The organism is candidate division KSB1 bacterium (assembly GCA_024655945.1).
Taxonomy (GTDB): Bacteria; Zhuqueibacterota; Zhuqueibacteria; order JANLFK01; family Oleimicrobiaceae; genus Oleimicrobium.
Window position 1 is genome coordinate 174,896 of the sequence record JANLFK010000007.1, and the last position, 19,732, is coordinate 194,627.

Below are 19,732 nucleotides of genomic sequence, written 5' to 3' on the forward strand. Positions count from 1 at the left end.
CCGGCGGCCGCTAAATAGCTGGAGGTCAACAAATGAGATGGCCAAAGTCTGTCGTGGTGGGGGCGTGTGCCCTCTTCGTGGCGGCGGCGATGCCCGCATTTGCCCAGGTGGCCAAGACGCTTGATCGCCCGTGGCAGCCGGTGGTCGTCGACGCGAACTCTTTTCCTCAGCTCCATGCGACCCCGGTTGCGCACCTGCACCTATTTGCCTACCACAGCCAACAAGCGGGAGGCGTGTGGGAGCCGATCCCTTTCCAGATCGACGAGAAAGACTCCACGGATTTCTTCACTTTTCCCCATAACCAGCTATTCGACGGCTTTGACCAACTGGTGTTCATGGTGCGCGACCTGGGCGACCAGGCACCACCAGAGGCATGGATCGATGACGTGGAGTCCAGAAGCCACCCGCGCTTGGCGATAGAGGTGGCTGACGCAGCGGATCCCACGCAAAGAGCCTGGGCCTACCTCTACGTGAGCTCGGCCATCACCACGCCCGCGCCGGATCCGTATGGTGCGTCGTGGCACTGGGTAGGGCCCGACTCCGAGTGGGTGGAGACGAGTAGCTACGCGGTCGGCTTTGCTCCCTCCGGCCTGATTGGCGATGCACGCATCAAACCTGAAGGGGGCGGCTCCGGCGTGCACCTGGTGGACACGCAGAAGCTGCGCATGGTGGGCTACTTCAGGTACGATGGGCTGGCCTTCAACCTGGGGAAAAGCGGCAACCCTCCAGGCAATGAGCGGGACTTCTTCCGCAGGGTCCCAGACTCCACCAGGGTGCTTGCCGGAGCGGTGCGCATCGTTGTCCGGGAGTGGGTGGGGCTTGTGCTCTTGGGGTGGCAGCTTCCCGTCGGGTTTCCGCTCACCACCTACTTCTATCCTCATAGCGTGAGCTTTGGTGGCGCTATCGACAGCGTGAACCTGCCGCCAGATGTGGAGATCAGACTGGACCTGGTGCGGCAGTCGTTGGACCTTACACCTCACGCGTCGGGCATGCGCTTCTACAACGCCTACAACCCTGAAGGCGTGCTTGTGGATGGTGTGCCTGACACGCCGGTCAGCACCGTGGAAGCGCCCGGGCTCAACTGGGCCATGGTCACGGGGGAGCAGGGCACGATTGTCACTGTCACTAAGGTGCCTCGCCTTGGTTCCCAGCAGGGGCTCTACTACTGGGATAATGCCGCAGGCGGCTCGGCAGACGGTACGCATGAGTATCTTTTGGGTGGCGATACCGGCGATGGCGTCTCGTACGGCGACTTTGGCTACGTGTTTACTGGTGAGACCTTTCCCGTAGCGCTCAGCTTTGAGCTCACCTGCTACTTCCTGCCGGCATACCAGTCCCCTGCTGTCGCGGGGGCGCTCAAGGAGTGGGTGGAGACCGGCATGGCGGTGAACGTGCAGGCGCAGAGCTACCTGTCGGGCGTAGCCGCTGGGCAGGCGGACCGTGTCCCGTCGGCGTGGGCGCTCCACCAGAACTACCCGAATCCGTTCAATCCTGTGACAAGGCTGCAGGTGGAGCTGCCGGCGCGCGCCTCTGCCGAGCTCCAGATCGTCGATGGCACCGGCCACCAGGTGCGTCGCTTCAGGCTGAGCGGTGCGGGCGGGAGCAGGCAAGAGGTGGAATGGGACGGGCGCGACGAAGGCGGGGCGGAGCTGCCTTCCGGCGTGTACCTGGCAGTGCTGCGCACGGAGGGTGGCACCCTGGTGCGCAAGATGCTGCTGTTGCGCTAAGCTCGCGGGGTGCGGCGTTTCGAGTGAGGTGCCTATGAGCACGTGGAGAGTATGGGGTGTGGCCGCGGTGCTGCTGTGCGTGCTGTTGGTGGCGCAGGTCAGCGCGCAACAGCTCCATCAGGAGCGCCGGTATGAGCCGGTGGTGGTCAAGCACCGGGAGATGCCGATCTGGGAGGACCTGCCCATCGAGCAGCTGTACCTCTACGCCTACGATGCGTGGACCGGTGTCTGGCGGCCGATGCCCTTCCAGATCGATGAGGTCTACAACACTGAGGACCCGTGCAAGCCTGGGGTGGCGGAGGCCCACCGCGACTTTTACGTGCAGGTGGGGAGCGCCAACGTCATTGCCGCCGATGCGAACCCGGCCTTTGACTCCGATGACGAGCTCGTCTTTCTGGTGGGGGACATGGGCGACCGCGCCCCTGATGACGCCTGGCTCGACGACCCGGACGCGCGCCAGCACCGCCGCTGGGAGATTGCGGTCGCCGACCCAGTGAACCCCTCCTGGCGTTGCTACGCCTACCTCTACCAGTCTTCCACCCTGAACCTGCAGGTGCCTAACCCGTACGGCTTTGCCTTCGACCCGGTGCGGCAGGAGGTGCAGACGACCATGTACCGCCTCCGCCTCAGCTCCACTAATGGGATGGTAGAGGATGTGGCCATCAAACCTCCGTACGGCAGCGGCGTGGACTTTTTCGACACGCAGAAGATCCGCTTTGCCGGCTACATGGATGTTACCGGTCAGTCCATCTACGTCGGTCTTGGCGGGGCTCCAGCCGCGAATGAGCGTGACAACCTGCACGTGTACCAGGCACAGGAGGTGGGGCGCTACTACTTCGGCTACACTGCGCGACCGGTGGTGCGACTGGTGCGCACCGTTCGCCAGACGATCAAGTTCGGCGTGGTGGTGCTCCATGACATAGCGTTCTACGTCAAGGGCTACTTCTACCCGTTTTCCGCTGCCGTGGTGGGCGGCGCCAATTTGGATCCGGAGAAACTGAAGGCGGCGTTCAACACGGAGAACGACATCTACATCGAAATGGAACTCCTCCGTCAGTCGTGGGATTTCAACAGCAACGCCGTTGGCATGCGCTTCTACAACCGCTTCAATGACGGCGTGCCGATCGATGGCGTGCCGGACGCAGTGAACAGCCAGATCCAGCTGCCCATTCGAGAGTGGGGCCTGGTCACTGGCCCGCAGGGCAGCATGTTTACCCACGCTACTTTCCGCGACACCACCTGGCAGGGCATTGCCCTCTACTACCACGATAGCCAGCAGGGGGGCGTGGCCGATGGCACTGCTGGCGGCGACACCGGCGACGGCGTCTCCTACGGCGACTATGGCATGATCTTCCGCGGCAGCGGCCAGGATAGCGTGAACTTGGAGTTGGGTTTTGTCGCCTACTTTTTGCCGGCCAATTTGCCCCGCAGCGAGGCTGAGAAGCTGGCCTTTATCGTCCAGCACCCGGTCACGGTTTCGGCGCGGGCAGTGGCATATCCCAGCGGTGTGGCCACGCAAAATCCACAGGCGCCTGCGCAGTCTCGCCTCTTGCCCGCCTTCCCGAATCCTTCTCCCGGTGGCGTCAGACTGCGTTTTGAGGCCGCAGGGTATGAGCACCTGACCCTGACGGTGATGGACGTGGCCGGGCGTCTGGTGGCCACTGTTGCTGCCGGGGAGTTCGGCCCAGGCAGGCACGAGGTGTACTGGGACGGCCGCGACTCCCACGGGAACCTGGTCCCCCCGGGTATCTACACGTGCTGGTTGCGTGGCGGCGGGCGCTCCAGGAGCACCAAACTGCTACTTGTTCGCTGAACGGCCAGGTGGGGTGAGGCATGAGTATCCGCCGTGGTGGAGGCAGGGGCGTTGCGATCGCCAGCGCCGTCATTGGCGCGGCTGTCCTGCTAACTGGGCTCTCCTGTGAGGTCGAGCACGGCATTGCCCCGCTGCCGGGCATGGTGCGGGCAAGGGTGCTGTTCTACGGTGGACCACCGCCCAAGAACACGCAGGGCATCTACTTGGTTGTGGCCCCCAAGTTTCCGCCGCGCGCCATCAATGAGCTCTACCACAGCCCCAATAGCCTGCCCTTCAAATGGGATGCCGTCCGCGACACGGTGATGGCGGAGATGGCTCTCCCTTACGGCCATTACGAGGCCATCAGCCTGTGGTGGTACAACACCGAGACCAAGTCCAATCTTGCTGACGTGCTTGCCCTGCCTCTGGACGCCAGGAATAACCTCCTGCCCTTGGGATTCGATATCACCAAGGAGGAGCCGGTCTTTGCAATCGACCTGCGTGCCAATTGGAGCCGCGTTGACCGCGACGCGAGCATCGAGGGGACTCTCTACTTCAACGGGCCTTTCCCTGCGAACACGCTGGCCACGGCGGTTGCCGCCTATGTGCGCAAGCCTGAGGTGAATGTCGAGTATCTGACCCTGCTCAAGTCCATCGACTTTTCTGTGGGCACAGAATCCGACAACTTCGATGCCCAGAAGAACGCCTACCACTACGTGCTCCCGGTACGGCACGGGACGGTGGAGTACGTGGCTGTGTTCTGGCTGCCGGAGCGGGCCAGCTTGACTGACTTTCGCGTGCTCGGCATCTACGAAGACCCGGACGCCCCAGGGCAGCCGGGCAAGCTGAGCATCAAGGCCGGTGAAACGAAGAAGGGGGCGGATATCTTCGTCGACTGGGCAAAGGCCAAGCCGTAGGCTCAGGAGAAGGAGAGATGCGCAAGCTCCATTGCTTGCTTCTGGTCTTTGCCGTTGCCGGGGCAGCAGTCCGCGCTGGCCATGCAGGGGTGGGGAGCGTGGCTGGCACGGTGGTGGACAGCGAGACCGGCAAGCCGCTGCCTGGCGCCAATGTGCAGGTGTTGGGCACCACGCGCGGGGCCAGTGCCGACCGGGAAGGGCACTTTGTGGTGGTTCACCTGCCACCTGGCACCTACAGCGTGCGCGCCTCGATGATCGGCTACCGGGCGGTCACTCGCGAGTGGGTGAAGGTGGTCGAGGGCCAGGAGACGTGCCTCAGCTTTTCCCTGCAGCCTGCCCCCATCGAATTCGACCCCATAGTTGTGGTGGCTGGCAAGGCGCAGCAGCGGCTGGACCAGGCGGCGGTGTCCATTTCCGTGGTGAGCGCGCGCGACATCCAACGGCGCAATGCTACCAATCTGCTCGAGGCGTTGGAGACAGCGCCTGGGGTTAATTTCATCGGCGAGCAGATCAACATCCGCGGCTCCACCGGCTACACTTTTGGCGCAGGCAACAAGGTCTTGCTCCTGTTGGACGGCGTGCCGGTCTATGCCAGCGACACAGGTCAGTTCAACTGGGACATGCTGCCGCCGCTGGACATTGAGCAGATCGAGGTCCTGAAAGGCGCCGGCTCCACGCTCTGGGGCGCCTCGGCCCTGGGCGGCGTGGTCAACGTCGTCACCAAGTCGCCTTCGCCCAAGGGGCAACTGCTCTTTTCATGGACTGCGGGCAAGTACGACCGGCCCTACTACGATGAGTGGCGCTGGACCGATCCCGACCGCCTGCACTACACGCGCGAAGACCTGAGCTACAGCCGCAGCTTTGGCCCTTTGGGCCTGCGGCTTTCGGCCGGGCGCTTTATGTCCACCGGCTACACGCAACTGGGCGACTTTCAGAAATACAACCTCACGGGGCGCGCCGACTACCGCTTTCGCAACAACGTGCGCTGGACGCTCTATGCCGCGTACAGCTTCATCAAGCGTGGCTTTTTCGTCCAGTGGAAAGGGCAGAACGACCCCTACGAGGTGGACGAGGCGAACCTTGGCAATCGGGCGGCGACCAATCAGCTGGCCTGTTATGCCAAAGTCGTGGTGCCGTTCTCTGCGCGGGTGGCGCTGCATGTGCGGGGCTCGCTGGTGCGCACGCTCATGGGCAATCAGTTCGGCGCGGAGGCCAATTTCAATCCGGCGTGGGGACAGGGGGTTGAGCTCCAGGCGGATTGGCTGCCTCACGACCGCCACACCATCACCGGCGGCCTGCAGTACCAGCACGACGCCGGCAGCACCAAGTACTTTGGTAGCCACAGGGGCTTTTTCGTGGGGCCCTACGTGCAGGACGAATGGCGCGTGCGCGACAACCTGCGTCTGACCGGCGGCCTGCGCTATGACCGCTACCAAATCGTCGGCGGCCTGAAGGAGGACCTGTTCAGCCCCCGCCTTGGCGTCAACTGGCAGCCTTGGGCGAACGCCAGCCTGCGCGCTTCGGTGGGCAGCGGCTTCCGGGCGGCAACCATCGTGGAGCGCTATCTCGAGCTGACGGTGATGAACTTCAAGATCAAGGCCAATCCCGGCATTCGCGCGGAGCGGTCGTGGGCCTATGACCTCGGCTTCTGCCAGTACCTCATGCGCGACTGGAATGTGGACGTCTCCTTCTTCGACAATGAGTACTGGGACATGATTGAGGCGCACCTGGATTTGATTCGCGGGCAGATCCAGTTTCGCAACGTGACGCGCGCCAGGGTTCGCGGCGTGGAAGCCACCACCAACCTCAGCGTGCCGTTCCGCCTGCTGGGCCGTAGATGGACCGCTGGACTGCACCTCAGCACCACGGCCATGGACCCGCGCGACATCAAGTGGAATGAGCCCCTCACCTATCGGCCAAAGGTGCTCACCACGGTGAAAGCCGATCTGCGCCTGGGCAGGCTGCAAGGCGAAATCGACTACCGTTACGCCAGCAAGATCGACAAAGTCAAGGTCTACCCCATCAACGAGCGGGTGCCAATGAAGTTTGTGGACCTGCGCTTTGGCGTGGAGTTGGGCAAAGTCGCCTTGCGGGCAAGTGTGAACAACCTTCTGCAGTACAACTATGCGCCCATGGAGAGCAACCTCATGCCCATGCGCACGTTTCTTGTCGGCCTGCAAGGTGGCTTCTGAGAAAGGAAAGGAGTGGCAACAGCATTGGAGGCGAAGATGAGACGCGACCTGACCAGGCGGGAGTTTATGGCCAACGCGGCGTTGGGGGGACTGGTGCTGGGGACGGCGTGGCCATTGATGCGGTCGTTAGGCACGCAGCAGCCCCCGGCGCCAAAGGTGATCTACCGCCCACTGGGCAAGACAGGGGTTCGTCTGCCCATCGTCAGCTTCGGGGTGATGAACTCCGACAGCCCAGACCTGCTGCGCAAGGCTCTTGACCTCGGCGTGCGCCACTTGGACACGGCGCATGGCTACATGGGCGGCAAGAGCGAGGAGGTCATTGGCACCATTGTGGCCGAGCGCACGTGCCGCGACCGCGTGGTCATCGGCACCAAGCTCTGGTTTGCCCGGGACCGCGAGGGGAACTTTCTCACCGCCGACCGTGGCCCGAATCCCGGCGCCACACAGGAAAACTTTGACCGCATGCTGGGCATCAGCCTGAAGAGGCTGCAGAGCGACTATGTGGATATCCTCTACTTGCACAGCTGCCAGACGGCGGGCATGGTTACCCACGAGCCTCTCCTGAAAATCTTCGCGGAGGCCAAGAAGAAGGGGCTGGCGCGCTTTGTCGGCATCTCCACCCATTCCAACGAGCCGGAGGTGATCCGTGCGGCAGCGGACAGCGGCGTGTGGGATGTGGTCCTCACCGCCTACAACTACCTCCAGGGCCATCGCGACGAGGTGCGCGCGGCCATCAAGTACGCGGCCGACAAGGGCCTTGGCGTGGTTGCCATGAAGACGCAGGCAGGAGCGCGCATGAACCAGCGGCGGAGCGTCAACCATGCGGCAGCCCTCAAGTGGGTGCTCAATGACGAGCACGTGTGCACCACCATCCCCGGGGTCACGACGTTTGAGCAACTGGAGCTGGATTGGGGACTGATGGCCAACCTCAAACTGACTGAGGAGGAAGAAAAGGACCTGCAGCTTTCGGCCGCAACGCCAGGATCGTTCTACTGCCACGGCTGTCGCTCGTGCGTGGCCTCGTGTCCGCAGCAGGTGGAGATTCCCACGGCCATGCGCGCCTACATGTACGCCTTTGCCTATGGCAACCGCCGGCAGGCGCACCAGGCGTTGGCAGAGTTCGCCGACCAGCGTGGACTCGCCCCCTGCCGGGACTGCGAGCGGTGTGTGGCCTCCTGCCGGCACGGCATCCCGATCGGCGCGCGCGTTCAGGGCGTCCTTGCCTTGGCAGGTGCGCATGACCACTCTGTGCAGCAAGTGTGAGGTGTACGCGATGAGAAGTTTCCGCCCATCTTCGTTCAGGTTGGTCGGAGCTTTGGCGATCTTTGCGGTCGCGACAAGCTGTGTGGCGCAGGGCAGTGCCCAGCGGGAGGTCTTGGCTGCCCTGCTGCCCACTGCTGAGGACCTGCCGGGCTGGCAGCGTAGCGAGCCACTGCAATTTTTCCTGCCCGACAACTTGTGGGAGTACATCGACGGCGCCGCTGATCTGTACTTGGAGTACGGCTTCCAGGCGGTGGTCGCTGCCGAGTACATGACGGCCGACAGCGCCCGCTCGCTCACTGTGGAGGTCTACCGCATGGCTACGCCGCTGGGCGGCTTTGGCATCTACGCGGCGGAGCGCTCCCCTGAGGACAGCATTGTGGCCGTGGGCGTGCAGGGGCGCCTGAGCGAAAATACCCTCAACTTCTGGAAGGGGCCTTTCTACGTCAAGCTCACTTCGTTTGACGTGGCGGAAGACGTGCCGCAGGTGCTCGCCCATGCGGCGCAGCGCATTGCGCAACGCATCCCAGGGGAGTTCGCCCAGCCTGCGCTGTTCGGCTGCTTTCCGGAGGAGCAGCGTGTGCCGCACAGCGAGCGCTACATCCCGCGCCACTTTCTGGGGCAAGCCTTTCTGCACGATGCCTATCGCGTGGACTACCAGCATGGGGCAGTGGGGTGTCAGCTTTTCTTGGTCCCCACCGACTCGGCTGAGCAGGCGCTGCGCCGTTTGCTCGACTTTGCCCGCTCACAGGGGCAGAAGGTGGTGACCGACGAGGTGGGCGGCGTGCAGGTCACCTGCATGGGCGACGACCGCTGGATGATGGTCTTTGCCCTGCGCGGTCTGCTTGGGGGTGCCATTGGCGTCGTGGACCTGGAGGCGGGCAAGACGCTGGTGGGGCGGCTGCTGGCACGGGTGGCGGAGTGCCGGGCGGTTCAGGGGAGGTAGGTGAGACTTGGTTTGACGAGGGACCCCAGGCTGCAGTCTGAGTTAGCAAGGCAAGGTTTTTGAGGCCGGAGGCGGCGCCGGGCTGCTCCGCCGTGGCGTTTGAGCAAGGCGGCGCTCCTAAGGTGTGGCGTGCTCGCACCGACAAGCCGGGTGCAGCTCTGCGCTGGAGCTCGGGGGGCTGCGCCTCATTGCCAGGAACCTCCCCAGCCGCCTCCCGGGTCAGGAGCCAGCGCCGGGCGCTGCCGTGATTTGCTTCCGCCGCAACTTGTCCTCTTCCCAAAGGCCATGCCGATCAGGTATGGGCTGTGCGCCAGTCGCGATCAGCCCATGGACTCTTGCAGTTGCCACATTTTCTCCGGGAAGACCCCCACTATTTGCTGCGCCAGCCAGGCCGTGGACGCATCCACTCGTGTCAGGCGATGCCATCTTGGCGGTTCTGCTCGAGGCGACGGTTCACAAGCGAGGGCCGGTGGCCTTAGGCGCGGCCTGTTCTGCCTCTCGTTGGCAGCACGTCCTAAGCTACTGAAGTCGTCCTGACTTCGCCAGAGCGAGCGCGCCATATCGCCGCAATGTGCCCCGGCGTCCCGCAGGAAGTCCTTCGCCAGCGCCCAGGCCCCACCGGCCCTGCAAGTTTTCACCGCCTTGCGTGTTCAAAGGCCGTGAACAGCTCTCGCCGGCTTTGCAGACAGACGGCGGCGGGAACTCTTGCGCCGGAATTCCGTACAGAGCATCAGTGCTGTCGACTTTCGCGGAACCGAGCCGTTCTATCAGAGGGAGCGTATGGTCATCACAATTGAAGGCCTGACCAAGGTCTACGAAGGCGGAAAGAAAGCCATCGACGACATTAACCTACGCATCGAGAGCGGGATGTTTGGCCTGCTCGGGCCCAACGGTGCCGGCAAGACCACCCTCATGCGTATTCTGGCCACCCTCATGAAGCCCAGCGCCGGGGTGGTCAAGTTCAACGGCCTGGACCTGCAAAAAGACCGCCGCGCCATCCGCGCCATGCTCGGCTATCTGCCCCAGGATTTTCGCCTCTTTTCCCGCCTCACCACCTGGGAGTTTCTGGACTATATCGCCGCGCTCTCCGGCCTCAAGGACAGCCGCGCCCGGAAAAAGGCCGTGGCCAACATGTTAGAGCAGGTGGGGTTGTACGAGGTTGGTGACCGCCAGGCGAACAAGCTCTCCGGTGGCATGAAGCGGCGCTTGGGCATCGCCCAGGCACTCATCGGTGACCCCAAGGTGGTCATCGTCGACGAGCCCACCACCGGGTTGGATCCGGAGGAGCGCATCCGCTTCCGCAACCTCCTCTCGGACATGACGCGGCGCGACATTATCATCATCTTGTCCACGCACATCGTGGGCGACATCTCCAGCACCTGCCGCAAGATGGCGCTGCTCAATGACGGCCACCTGGTCTTCGAAGGGGCGCCGGACGCCTTGATCGAGCAGGCAAAAGGCCACGTCTGGCGCATCAAGGCGGCCGACTCTCAGTTGGAGGCGATCAAGGAGCGCTATCCGGTCATTGCCACCATCCCCGCCGAAGCGGGCTGGGAGGTAGAAGTGGTGGCCGAGAACTTGGACACCTATCCCGGCAAGCCCATCGACCCAAACTTGGAGCACGCCTATGTCTTCTTCATGGAGTACAAGTTGGGGGCGTCGCTGGACGAGAAGGAGTTGGCCGAGAGGTAGGCGTGACGTCATCTATTGCATAGCGAGGTGAAGAGGATGTTATCCATACACAATATCTGGACAGTGGCCCGGTTTGAGATAAAGACGCTGCTGCGCAGCTGGTTCTTCCGCATCTTCGCCGGGCTGGCGGTGATCGGCCTCTTTGTGCTGAACCTGCTTTTGCTCACCAACGTGGGCAATTCGCCGTGGATCTTCCGCGGCCTGCCTGCATCGGTGCCGTACATGAACCTGTCGCTGCTCAACGTGGTGCAGGCGGTGATCGCAGTCTTCCTGGCCTCCGACTTTTTGAAGCGCGACAAGAAGTTGGACACCACCGAAGTGGTCTACATGCGCTCGATGACCAACGGCGACTATGTGTTCGGCAAGACCTTGGGTATCTTCTTGGTCTTCCTGGGCCTGAACGTGGCGGTCCTCCTGGTGGCGGGGGTGTTCCACTCGGCCTTCAGCGGCCTGCCTTTTGGCGTGAAACCGTACCTTCTGTACACGCTGCTCATCAGCCTGCCGACGCTTTTCTATGTGTTCGGCTTAGCGTTCCTGCTCATGTCCCTCATCCGCAACCAGGCGGTGACCTTTGTGGTGCTCCTCGGCTACATCGGCCTGACGCTCTTTGTGTTAGGGGGCGAGGCTCACCAGCTTTTCGACTACATGAGCTTCAACGTGCCGCTGATGTACTCGGACTTTGTCGGGTTTGGGAATATCGGTAAGGTGCTGATCCACCGGGGGATCTATTTCTGTCTGGGCGTTTCCTTTATCGCTGCCACGGTGCTCCTTCTGCGCCGCCTCCCGCAATCGATGGGGATGCTGCGCCTGGCGGCGGTTCTGGCCGTAGTATTCTTTGTGGCGGGTGTGGCATTGGCCGTGATGCATGTCCGCAGCTTCTTCGACGTGCGGGCACAACGCAAAGAGATGGTGGAGCTGAACACCTCGTTAGCGAGTCTGCCGCGCCCAAGTTTAGCCAGCATGCGCATAGCAGTGGACCACAAGGGCGACCGGCTGCACGGCGAAGCCACCATGGCGTTGCGCAACGAGGCCTCGCAGCCGCTCTCCCGGCTGGTAGTGGCGTTGAACCCGGGTTTGCAGGTTGAGCGGGTGGAGCAAAGCGGCCGGCCGGTAAGCGTGGCCCGTCGGCGCCACCTGTTGGAACTGACGCTTCCCGAAGCCCTGCAGCCGGGAGAGGTAGATTCAGTGCGCGTCGCCTACAGCGGCACTATCGACGAAGCGGCCTGCTACCTGGATGTGGACAATGCCAAGCGGGAAGCGCTCTATCGCGTGGCGCTGTTCAACATCGACAAGCGGCACGCACTGGTAACCAAGGAGTTCGTGCTGCTCACCTCAGAGGCGCTTTGGTACCCGCGGCCAGGCGTCACCTACACGCCCCATGAGCCGACCGTGGTCGCCCCTGACTTTGCCCGGTTTACCCTGCAAGTGAGCACCTCGCCGGGTCTCCAGGCTATCTCCCAGGGTGAGGTGAGCAGCATAGCGCCGGGCAAGTTCGTGTTCCGGCCGGAGGTTCCATTGCCCAGCATGTCGTTGGTCATCGGCCCGTACCAGCAGCGCAGCATTACGGTTGACTCGGTGCAGTACGCGCTTTACACCTGGCCTGGCCACGACTATTTTCGCTCCTACTTCACCGAGGTGAGCGACACCTTGGGCGCCTTGATCAGGGAGATCAAGCAGGACTATGAGGTGCGGGTGGACATGAAGTACCCCTACCATCGTCTCTTCCTGGTGGAGGCGCCGGTGCAGTTCTATGCGTACCCCCGCGCCTGGGGAGGAGCGCAGGAGACCGTGCAGCCGCAGATGGTCTTTTTGCCGGAAAAGGGCGTGTTCCTGCCGGCGGCGGATTTTCGCGAAGCCATGCGGCGGGAGCGCTGGCGCGCGCAGCGCACCAACCAGATCAGCACCCCCAAGGAGACGCAGACACGCCTGTTCCGCCAGTTCGTGGGCACCACGCTGGTCTCAGGCATGACCATGATTCGCATCGGCAGAGGTGGCGACCCTTTGAGCAGTGCCGGCTACAACGTCTTCCCCAACTACTATGCCTTTGCCACTGCGGTGCGCTCGGCGCAGTGGCCGTTTCTCAACCTGGCCATGGAGGCGTTCTTGCGGGCGCGGGCGGAGACAGGGTTCGCGCCGCCGTTCCGGTTCTTCTCAGGCTTGACGCAGGAAGAAAAGGTGAACCAAGCCCTGCAGGAGAAGAGCCTGCAGGAGCTCCTTGCTGATGCGCGCTACCAGGATCTGGTTGCCGATGCCATCAAGCTGAAAGGGACTTTTCTCTTCAGTTATCTGCAACATCGCATTGGCACGGAGCGGTTCAATGAGTTTCTGCGCCAATGGCTCGCGGCCAAGCGATTCAAGGCTGTCGATGCGCAGGAACTGGTGGCGGAGCTGCGCGATCGCTTTGGCATCGACTTGAGGAGCCTGCTGGCGGAATGGTCCACAAGCCGCCAGCTCCCCGGCTTCCTGCTGAGCAACATCGAAGGGTACAAGGTGCTGGACGGCGAGCGGACGCGGTATCAGGTAAAGTTTAAGGTCTCCAACCTCGAGCCGGCGGAGGGGCTGCTGGCCCTCACGTTCCGCGTGGCGGGAGGCGGCCCAGGGTTCGGCTTTGGCCCTCCGGGCTTCGGACAGGCCAACGAGGTACAGCGCACCGTGGTGCTGGCGGGCAATCAGACCAAAGAGGTGGGTATCGTGCTGGACGACCAGCCGCGCATGGTGACCATCAACACTTTGACCTCGCGCAACCTCCCTTCGGTCATCAGCAGGCCATTCGATGAGTTTCAGGAGAACAAGAAGGCGGTGCCGTTCGAAGGGGAGCGCATCGTCAGCGAGCCGGTAGCCCTGGTCAATTCCGGCGAGCTGGTGGTGGACAACGAGGATCCGGGGTGCCATGTCGTTGGGAGCGCCAGCGGAAGCCCATTGCGCCATCTGCTCGGCGCCGGCTCTGCGAACAACCAGGAACGCTACGTGGCCATGCAGTTCTGGCGCCTGCCCCCGGAGTGGAAGGCCACCGTGCAGGCCAGCTTCTACGGCCGGTATGTGCGCTCGGCCTACTTCACCAAACCGGGCGGGGGCGATAAGGTGGTCTCCTGGACTACCCATTTGCCTGCGCCTGGCTACTATGGCGTCTACTACTACAGCGGCGGTGCCATGCCGGGCTTCAGGCGCTTCGGCCCTGGCGGTGGAGGTCGACCGGGCGAACGACCGCGCGACAGCGGGCAGTACCACTTCCGCATCCACCACGATGATGGTGTGGACGATGTAGTCTTCGACCGCGCCCAGGCAGAAGAAGGGTGGAACTTTTTGGGGCGCTACTACCTCTCCGGCGATAGCGCCAAGGTGGAGCTGACCAACAAGAGCGACGCGCGCGTCATCTTTGCCGACGCCGTCAAGTGGGTCAAGGAATGAGACTGGGGAGCGCAGGTACGAGTCGGTTCTATGCAGTGGAGAGAAGGATGCAGGTGAAGAGCTCACGTTATTTGTCTCGGGGAATATGGCGGCTCGCGGCAGTGCTGCTGCTTGGTGCTCTGAGCCAGGCAGCCCAAGGCCAGCGGGTGCTCACGCTGCAGGAGGCACTGGACATCGCCATGCAGCAGAGTCCAGACATTCAGCGTTCGCAGTTGAACCTGCAGCGGAGCAGCGAATCGCTCAATGCGCAGAAGGCGGCGCTCAAGTCGCAGTTCAGCCTGTCAATTACCCCGGCTGACTACCGCAACGAGCGCGTGTTCAACTCGTTCTTCTCCCGCTGGAATACCAACGAGACCAAGACGTCCTCCGGCACGTTCACCATCTCGCAGCCCATAAAGTGGACTGACGGGACGCTGGCGCTCATCAATCGCTTCGCCTGGCAGGACGCCTACAGCGAGTTCCAGCACACGCGCAGCAAGACCTTTAGCAACAACCTCTACCTGAGCTGGCAGCAGCCCATTTTCACCTACAACCGCACGGAGATGGCGCTGCGCCGGTTGGAGCTGGACCTCGAGGATGCGGCCCTCAGTTACGCCATTCGCAAGTTGGCCTTGGAGCGGAGCGTGGCGCAGGCCTTCTTCGACGTCTACAGGAACAAGATGAGCCTGGAAATCGCCCGCGAGGAGCTGGCCAACCAGGGACAGAGCTATCAGATCATCAAGAACAAGGTGGACGCAGGCCTTTCCGCCCTGGAGGAACTCTACCAGGCCGAGCTGAACCTGTCGACCAGCAAGTCCAATGTGGAGAACAAGCAAGTGGCGTTGGAAAACTCCTTAGACAGTTTCAAGCAGTTGATCGGCGTGTCGCTGTTCGAGGAGATCGCCGTGCAGGCGGACATTACCCATCAGCCGGTGCAGGTGGACCTGCAGAAGGCCCTGGACCATGGCCTACAGTGGCGCATGGAGCTGCGCCAGGCGCGCATCGACATCGAGACCTCGCAATTCGATCTCGTTCAGGCCTCTGCCACCAATGAGTTCCGCGGCGATGTCACCGTCTCCTACGGCGTGATCGGCACCGACGAGCGGCTGGCCAATATCTATGAGGTGCCCACCAAGAACCAGCGCTTCTCGCTCTCCCTGGAGATTCCCTTGTGGGACTGGGGAGAGAAAAAGTCGCGCATCAAGTCTGCCGAAGCGGTGGTGAAGACGCGCGAGCTGTCTCTGGAGGAGGAACGGAACAACATCCTCATCGCCATACGGCAGGTCTATCGCAACCTGCAGAACCTGGAAAGCCAGATCGAGATCGCGCGGCAGAATGTGCGCAACGCACAGCTCACCTACGACATCAACCTGGAGCGGTACAAGAACGGCGACCTCACCAGCATGGACTTGCAGCTCTACCAGAATCAGCTGTCGCAGAAGAAGCTTGCGCTGGTGGATGGCCTGATTAGCTACAAGATCGAGCTGTTGAACATGAAAATCCAGTCCCTCTGGGACTTTGAACGGAACGAGTCGGTGGTGCCCCAGGAGCTGCTCAGGTTGCGCTCGTAGCAGGTGGCTACCCGAAGGTCGGAGTGGATGAAGGAGCAAGAGGTGAAAACGAGATTGTTGCTCATGTTGGGCCTGCTGCTACTGGTCGGATGTGGCGGGCGAGATACTGGGGGCGAAACGGACATTGCCGTGCCGGTATCGGTGGAGGAGATCACCCTGCGGCCGATTGAAGAGTTCATCGTGACCACCGGCACGGTGAGCGCCATCAAAGAGGCGCTGCTGAACTCCGAGACCGCCGGCCACTACCGGCTGCTCACCAACCCGCAAACGGGGAGACCCTTTGCCCTGGGCGACCGGGTCAGCAAGGGGCAGGAGATTATCCATCTGGACAACCCGGAGTTGGAGACGAGCATCAAGATCGACTCGCAGGAGCTGAACTTAGACATCTCCAAGCGGGAGTACGAGAAGCAGCAGTCCCTGTACGAGAAGGGGGGCGTGACCTTGCGCGAGCTCAAGAATGCAGAGCGCGCCTACGTGGAGGCCAAGTACGCCTACGAAAACGCCCTGCTGCAACTGGCAAAGCTCAAGGTGGTGGCGCCTTTCGACGGGCTCATCGTCGAGCTGCCGTACTACACTCCTGGCGTGCGGGTGGCTGCCAACCAGCCGATGGTCACGATCATGAACTATAGCCAGCTCTACATGGAAGCGAACCTGCCGGGGGTGGATTTGGGAAGCGTGCAGGTCAACCAGCCGGTGCGGGTGATGAACTATACCATGCCCAAGGACACCCTGTACGGCAAGGTCTCGCAGGTGTCGCCGGCCATCGATGCCAGCACGCGCACCTTCAAGGCGGCGCTGCTCATCGACAATCCGCAGTGGCTCCTGCGCCCCGGGATGTTCGTGAAGGCGGAGATCGTGGTGGCGCGCAACGACTCGGCCATCGTCGTGCCCAAGGAGGTGATTCTGGCCAAGCGCCAGGGCAAGACCGTCTTCGTGGTGGAGCGCGGCGCCGCCCAGGAGCGGGTGATTACCACCGGCCTGGAAAACCCCAACGAGGTGGAGGTGGTGCAGGGACTGCGCGTGAACGAGCGGCTGGTGGTCAAAGGCTTCGAGACTTTGCGGAACCGCTCCAGGGTCAAGATTGTCCGCTAACGGCCCGGACCGCAACGAGAAAGCAGAGCAATGAGAAAGCTGACGCAATTCTCCGTCGACTACCCCGTCACGGTGTTGATGCTGGTCCTGGCCGTCCTGCTGTTGGGGTACATCTCCTTTCGCAAGTTGGGGGTTGACCTCTTCCCCGACCTGAACAATCCGCGCATCTATGTGGAGCTGAAGGCAGGAGAACGTCCGCCAGAGGAGATCGAGAAGCAGTTCGTGGACGGCATCGAATCGCTGGCCATTCGCCAGCGCCATGTGGTCGAGGTGTCTTCCGTGTGCCGTGTGGGCTCGGCCCAGATCACGGTGGAATATGCCTGGGGCACGGACATGGACGAGGCCTTCCTGGACCTCCAGAAGAGCCTCACCAGCTTTGGCCAGAATGCCGCCATCGACCAGCTCACCATCACGCAGCACGACCCCAACGCCGCGCCCATCATGCTCATTGCCCTGTCGCACCCCCAGGTGGACGACATGGACGAGCTGCGCAAGGTGGCGGAGAACTATATCCGCAATGAGCTCATCCGCTTGGAGGGGGTGGCCGAGGTGGAAATCTCCGGGCAGGAGGAGAAGGAGGTGGTGCTGGAGACCGACCCCTACCTGCTGGAGGCTTATGGTCTGACCCCTGATGCCGTGGCCAATCGTCTGAACCTCTACAACCGCAATGTCTCCGGTGGCTCCATTGTCGAGATGGGGCGGCAATATGTGATCAAGGGCGTGGGCACGTTCCAGTCCTTGGAAGACATTGGCAACACCGTGCTCACCTACCGGCAGCCCACCCTGGCAGAGGCGAGTAGTACCGGCAGCACCGCCAGAGTGCCCGTGCTGTTGCGCGATGTGGCCAAGATCGAGCTACGCAACAAAGAGCCGCAGAACATCGTCCGCCTCAACCAGAAGCGCTGCCTGGGGCTGGCCGTGTACAAAGAGACCAAGTTCAACACCGTGCGCGCGGTGAAGGACTTGTTGCGCGCGCTGGCCAACATCAGGCAGGCGCTGCCCGGGTACGAGCTGGTGGCGGTGCAGAACCAGGCGGACTTTATCACCACGGCGATTAACGAGGTCAAGCAGAGCGCACTCATCGGCGTGCTCCTGGCGGTGTTGGTGCTCTCTGTCTTCTTGCGGCGGATTGGGGCAACGGCCATCATCAGCGTGGCGATCCCCATCTCGGTGGTGGCTACCTTCAACATGATGTACTTCAACGGGCTGACCCTGAACATCATGACCCTTGGCGGGCTCGCCCTGGGCGCGGGGATGTTGGTGGACAATGCCATCGTGGTCATGGAGAACATTTTCCGCAACCTAGAGGCGGGCGTCCCGCTGCGCGAGGCCGCCATCGTCGGCACTGCCGAAGTCGGTGGCGCCATCACCGCTGCCACCCTGACGACCATTGTGGTCTTCTTGCCCATAGTCTACCTGCACGGCGTGGCGGGCGAGCTCTTCAAGGACCAGGCCTGGACCGTGGCGTTTTCGCTCCTCTCTTCCCTGGTCGTGGCCGTCTTGGTGATCCCGATGCTGGCGGCTCGTTTTCTGAAGACGGGCAACCCCACCCTGCCCAAGCGCTCGCTGTCGTTCCCCTGGTATCCGAAGATTTTGGCCCGCATTCTTGACTACAAATGGTGGGTGATCGGTGGCGCGGTGGCTCTGGTGGCGTTGGCGCTGTTGCTGCTGCCGGTAGTGGGAAGCGAGTTCATTCCCAAGACCGACCTCGGGGAGTTTACCATTGAGCTGAGGTTGCCTGAAGGCACGGAGTTGCGCCGCACCGAGCAGACCGTTGGCGGCATTGAGGATCTGATCAAGGCCACATTGGGCGAGGAGGTGCAAACCGTCTACAGCCACATTGGCCCGTCGGCCGTTTCCAGCAGCGACGAGAAGGCGATCTTTGCCGCGGAGAACACTGCCAGCGTCAGAGTCATCCTCAGCCCGAAACATCGTACGTCGGCGCAGGAGTTGATCGCTCGTTTGAATGCCAGACTTGCGGACGTCCCAGATCTGGAGGTGGAGTTCATCCAGGAGCAGTCGGCCCTGCAGAGCACCTTAGGCACCGAGGCGGCACCGCTGGTGGTGGAGATCAAGGGCACGGAGCTGGCGGTACTGGACAGCCTGACGCAACAGGCCAAGCGGCGGTTGCTGGGCATCGACGAGCTCTTCAATGTGCAGACCAGCTTCGAGGAGGGTGCGCCGGAGGTTGAAGTGGTGGTAGACCGATTGCTGGCGGGCATGTACAACATCAGCGTCGAGAGCATCAGCTCACAGCTGCGCGACCAGCTCACGGGCAAGCAGGCAGGCACCTGGGAGACCGGGGGCGAAATGCAGGACCTCACCCTGCACTTGCCGAAGGTGGGCGTGGGTCAGCTCCGCGACGTCCTCCTCACCAGCGGCGGGCAAAAGATCCGCCTGAGCGAGGTGGCCACCATCCGCGAGACGGTGGCGCCCAAGGAGATCTACCGTCGCAATCAGAATCGTATCGGTCGGGTGACCGCGCACATCCAGAAGGGCAAGCCCTTCGACCATGTGGTGCGGCAGGTGCGGCAAGAGTTGGCGCAACTGGAGCTTCCCCCCGACTACTGGGTGGCCCTCACCGGGGAGGAACAGAAGCGCAGCGAAGCGTTCCACAACCTCGGGTTTGCGCTTATCCTCTCAGTGGTGCTGGTGTACATGGTGTTGGCCAGTCAGTTCGAGTCGCTCATCCACCCCTTCACGGTGATGTTGAGCGTGCCATTGGCCGCAGTGGGGTCGGTCTTCACCTTTCTCATCGTCGGCAAGTCGTTGAACATCATGGCCTACATTGGCATCGTCATGTTGGCCGGGATCGCCGTCAACGACTCCATCATCCTGGTCGATGCCATCAATCGGCTCAAGGCCGAGGGGTATCGGCTGCGTGATGCCATCATCGAGGCGGGACGAAGGCGGATCAGGCCCATCATCATGACCAGCCTGACCACCGTTTTGGCATTGCTGCCGTTGACCTTTGGCTTCGGCGAGGGGGCAGCGCTCCGGGCGCCGATGGCCTTAGCCGTGATCGGCGGCGTGGTAACGTCCACCCTGCTGACCCTGGTGGTGATACCCTGTGTCTACCTTGCCTTTGACCAACTCCGCGCGCGATATGCGCGCTAAGGCCTCATTGCATACGCCACTGGTGAATCGGGAAGAGCA

11 protein-coding genes are annotated in these 19,732 nt (G+C 62.5%); all 11 read left to right on the forward strand.

The window, feature by feature from the left end:
* Positions 1 to 32: 32 nt before the first annotated feature.
* A complete protein-coding gene (locus NUW13_10625; protein MCR4439476.1) occupies positions 33 to 1,727 on the forward strand; it encodes a T9SS type A sorting domain-containing protein in 1,695 nt (564 codons plus the stop codon).
* A 34-nt stretch (positions 1,728 to 1,761) separates the two neighbouring features.
* Entirely contained in the window at positions 1,762 to 3,540 is a 1,779-nt protein-coding gene (locus tag NUW13_10630; GenBank protein ID MCR4439477.1) for a hypothetical protein, read from the forward strand.
* 20 nt (positions 3,541 to 3,560) lie between these two features.
* Positions 3,561 to 4,436: a hypothetical protein gene (locus NUW13_10635; GenBank protein MCR4439478.1), complete on the forward strand. Its 876-nt coding sequence runs from the start codon at positions 3,561 to 3,563 to the stop codon at positions 4,434 to 4,436.
* A 17-nt stretch (positions 4,437 to 4,453) separates the two neighbouring features.
* The gene (locus tag NUW13_10640; GenBank protein MCR4439479.1) at positions 4,454 to 6,628 is read left to right on the forward strand and encodes a TonB-dependent receptor; all 2,175 of its coding nucleotides are present in this window, start codon (positions 4,454 to 4,456) and stop codon (positions 6,626 to 6,628) included.
* Between the two features lie 36 nt (positions 6,629 to 6,664).
* Positions 6,665 to 7,891, forward strand: a complete 1,227-nt coding sequence (locus NUW13_10645) for an aldo/keto reductase (protein MCR4439480.1) — start codon at positions 6,665 to 6,667, stop codon at positions 7,889 to 7,891.
* Positions 7,892 to 7,901: 10 nt separating this feature from the next.
* On the forward strand, positions 7,902 to 8,834 hold the full coding sequence (locus NUW13_10650) for a hypothetical protein (GenBank protein ID MCR4439481.1): 933 nt from the start codon (positions 7,902 to 7,904) through the stop codon (positions 8,832 to 8,834).
* Positions 8,835 to 9,614: 780 nt separating this feature from the next.
* Entirely contained in the window at positions 9,615 to 10,526 is a 912-nt protein-coding gene (locus tag NUW13_10655) for an ABC transporter ATP-binding protein (protein MCR4439482.1), read from the forward strand.
* 36 nt (positions 10,527 to 10,562) lie between these two features.
* On the forward strand, positions 10,563 to 13,934 hold the full coding sequence (locus tag NUW13_10660; GenBank protein MCR4439483.1) for a hypothetical protein: 3,372 nt from the start codon (positions 10,563 to 10,565) through the stop codon (positions 13,932 to 13,934).
* Between the two features lie 47 nt (positions 13,935 to 13,981).
* Positions 13,982 to 15,484, forward strand: a complete 1,503-nt coding sequence (locus NUW13_10665) for a TolC family protein (GenBank protein ID MCR4439484.1) — start codon at positions 13,982 to 13,984, stop codon at positions 15,482 to 15,484.
* Positions 15,485 to 15,526: 42 nt separating this feature from the next.
* Positions 15,527 to 16,576 (forward strand): efflux RND transporter periplasmic adaptor subunit, encoded by a 1,050-nt coding sequence (locus NUW13_10670; GenBank protein ID MCR4439485.1) that lies wholly within the window; start codon positions 15,527 to 15,529, stop codon positions 16,574 to 16,576.
* 30 nt (positions 16,577 to 16,606) lie between these two features.
* Entirely contained in the window at positions 16,607 to 19,693 is a 3,087-nt protein-coding gene (locus NUW13_10675; protein ID MCR4439486.1) for an efflux RND transporter permease subunit, read from the forward strand.
* Positions 19,694 to 19,732 lie beyond the last annotated feature (39 nt).